Here is a 2660-nt window from a genome sequence, read left to right as displayed (position 1 = left end):
CGCGGCGGCGGCGGGCGCCGTCGGCGTGCGCTCCCGCCCCCGGAGCGGCGTCGGGCCCGGACGGGTGCCGGAGATCACGCCCCGGTGGTGGGAAAACGCGTCGCGGGGCGGATCGCGGTGAAGGACGATGCGGACATGCGGACATACGGCGAGCTGCTCCGGATCCCCGGGGCACGGAGCTCGGTGCTGGGCGGGTTCCTCGGGCGGCTGCCGAACGGCATGCGCATCCTCGGATGCCTGCTGATGGTCTCCGCGACCACCGGCTCCTACGCCCAGGCGGGCCTGGTGACGGGCGTCATGACGGTCTGCCAGGCCATCGCCGCCCCCGCGCTCGGCAGGGCCTCGGACCGGCACGGCCAACGCCGCCTGCTGCCCACGACGCTCCTCGGCCACGGCGTGGGGTTGGCGGCGCTCGTCGCGCTCGCTGTGGGAGAGGCACCGCTGTGGACGCTGCTGCTCGCGGCGGCGGCGTCGGGCTTCACCTGCCTGCCGGTCGGCTCGCTGGTGCGCGCCCGCTGGGTGGCGATGCTGGGCAGCTCGCCCCGGCTGCCGACGGCCTACGCCCTGGAGTCCGTCGTCGACGAGACGGTCTTCGTCATCGGACCGCTGCTGGCGACCGCCCTGGCGATCTCGGTCCACCCGGCCGCCGGCCTGGTCGGCGCCCTGATCCTGCTGACGCTGGGCACGGTGATACTGACGGTCACCGCCCCGCGGACGGCGCCCGAGCGGGAGACCGCCGGCGGCGGGCGCGCCAAGGCAGTGCCGAGGTACGCCGGAATGCCGCTGCTGCTGGGCGTCTTCGTGGTGCTGGGCACCTTCTTCGGCGTCATCGACGTCTCGATACTCGCCTTCGCCGAGGAGCAGGGTGTCCCCGGCCTCGCCGGGATCCTGCTGGCGCTGGTGGCAGTCGGCAGCCTGATCGCCGGATTGGCGTGGGGCACCGTCAGCACCTGGCGCATCGGGCTGCCGGGCAGGCTGCTGCTGTGCGCGGCGGCCTTCACCGTGTCGGCGCTGCCGCTGCCCTGGGTGGACGGCCTGCTGCTGATGGCCGTCTGCATGGTGCTGTGCGGCGGCGCGGTGGCTCCCTCACTGATCACGGCCTCGCTGCTGATCGAGCGGCTGCTGCCGCGGGCGCGCCTCACCGAGGGCTTCGCCTGGATGTCGAGCGCCATCGCCATCGGTATGGCCGGGGGAACCGCGATGGGCGGCAGGATCGTCGACGGGCCAGGGCACGGACCGGCGCTGGCGGTGGGGACCGCGGCGGCCGTGATCTGCCTGCTGCTGGCGTTCGCGGGTCACCGGCCTCTCGACGACGCCATCGCCGCCGTTCCCCGGCCGGCCGCTGTCGGCGGGCAGCTGCCCGATCCGGCAGCTGTGGCGCTCGCCGCGGTCGCCGACCCGGCGGACGGGGGAACGGCGGTGCGCGGCCCGGGCGGCGGCCCCGGTGGTGACGGCGGGGCCGGGGTCGGTACCGCTGTCGGCTGCGGTGGGGGCCCGGCGGGCGCGGACGGGAGCCGTGGCGGTGCGGGCGGCTCCGGTGCGGGTGCCCGGGTGGACGCCGGGGTCGGCGCGGATTCGGGCACCCCGGACCGCCGAGGGACCGCGCCCCGCTGACCCGGCCGCCGGGACCGCGGTCACCAGCCCGCGGGAACGCGCTCCAGCACCCCTCCCGCGAAGACGTCGTACAGCGGCAACGTCTCCAGGTGGACATAGCCGATGTGGCAGTCGCAGACCGCCGACGGGCAGGCACGGGGGCGCAGCGCTCCGCGGTAGCTGCCGTCGTACAGGTTGCCCAGCTCCTCCCGGACGAAGTGGCAGCGCCGGACGGTGCCGTCGCCGTCCACCGAGATCACCGACTCGCCGGTCCGGCAGGGCCGCCCGGCACTGGGGTGGGGGTGGCGGCTCCAGGAGAACAACGGGTCGAGGGCGGACCACTGGGCCGCCTCGTCGTCCGTGTAGCTGTGCCCCTCGGCCGCGTTGATCCACAGGTAGACGTGATCGGGCAGGTCGGCCCGGAGGCGGCGGGCCGCGACCAGGTGCTGCGGCAGCCCGACCACACCGACGCTGTGGCGGACGCCGTCCGCGGCGAGCCGCCGGCTCTTGGCCACGAACCGCTCGTACGGCGTCTGCTCCGGGTGGAAGGTGCACCACAGCGCCAGGGTGTCGAGGTCGGCCTCGGCCGTCCACGCCGTGCGCCCGCTGAGGTTGGTCTGGATCGCGACGCGGCGGATGTGGGGCAGGTGGGAGAGCTCGACGAGCGTGCGGCGGTACCAGGACCGCACCAGCCCCTCGCCCCACGGGGTGAAGAGCAGCGACAGGCTGTCCCCGGTGCGGGAGGCGGCCCAGGCGGTGAACCGTTCGAGCGCGGCGCGGTCGGCGCGGAGCTGCTCGGTCGAGTCCCGCCGCTTCGCGAACGGGCAGTAGGGGCAGTCGTAGTCGCAGGACGCGAGCGGACCGCGGTAGAGCACGGTGAGGTCCAGCCCCTCCTCCGCCCCGGCGGCTTCGGTGACCGCACCACTGACCGCGCCACCGACCACGCCGCTGACCGCGCCCGAGGCGGTGGCGTCCGAGGTCGCGGTGGTGCCGACCGGCGGTCGGCGGCCGAGCGACACCCACTGCGCGCCGTCGGGCGCCCCCGTCCCGGCGGGGCGGCCGGCACG

Annotated in this window: 2 protein-coding genes; one reads left to right on the top strand and one right to left on the bottom strand. The window is 75.8% G+C overall.

What is annotated here, in order from left to right:
* The first annotated feature begins 135 nt into the window (after window positions 1-135).
* A complete protein-coding gene (locus tag HCJ92_RS23565; protein ID WP_167935633.1) occupies window positions 136-1614 on the top strand; it encodes an MFS transporter in 1479 nt (492 codons plus the stop codon).
* Window positions 1615-1634: 20 nt separating this feature from the next.
* Here the strand turns inward: HCJ92_RS23565 and HCJ92_RS23560 are convergent, their stop codons facing one another.
* Window positions 1635-2480: an STM4011 family radical SAM protein gene (locus HCJ92_RS23560; RefSeq protein WP_167935634.1), complete on the bottom strand. Its 846-nt coding sequence runs from the start codon at window positions 2478-2480 to the stop codon at window positions 1635-1637.
* Window positions 2481-2660 lie beyond the last annotated feature (180 nt).

The organism is Streptomyces spiramenti, from assembly GCF_012034385.1.
In the GTDB taxonomy this organism is placed as follows: Bacteria; Actinomycetota; Actinomycetes; order Streptomycetales; family Streptomycetaceae; genus Streptomyces; species Streptomyces spiramenti.
The sequence above is the reverse complement of the archived record's forward strand: the minus strand, read 5'-3'. Positions and strand labels throughout refer to the sequence as shown.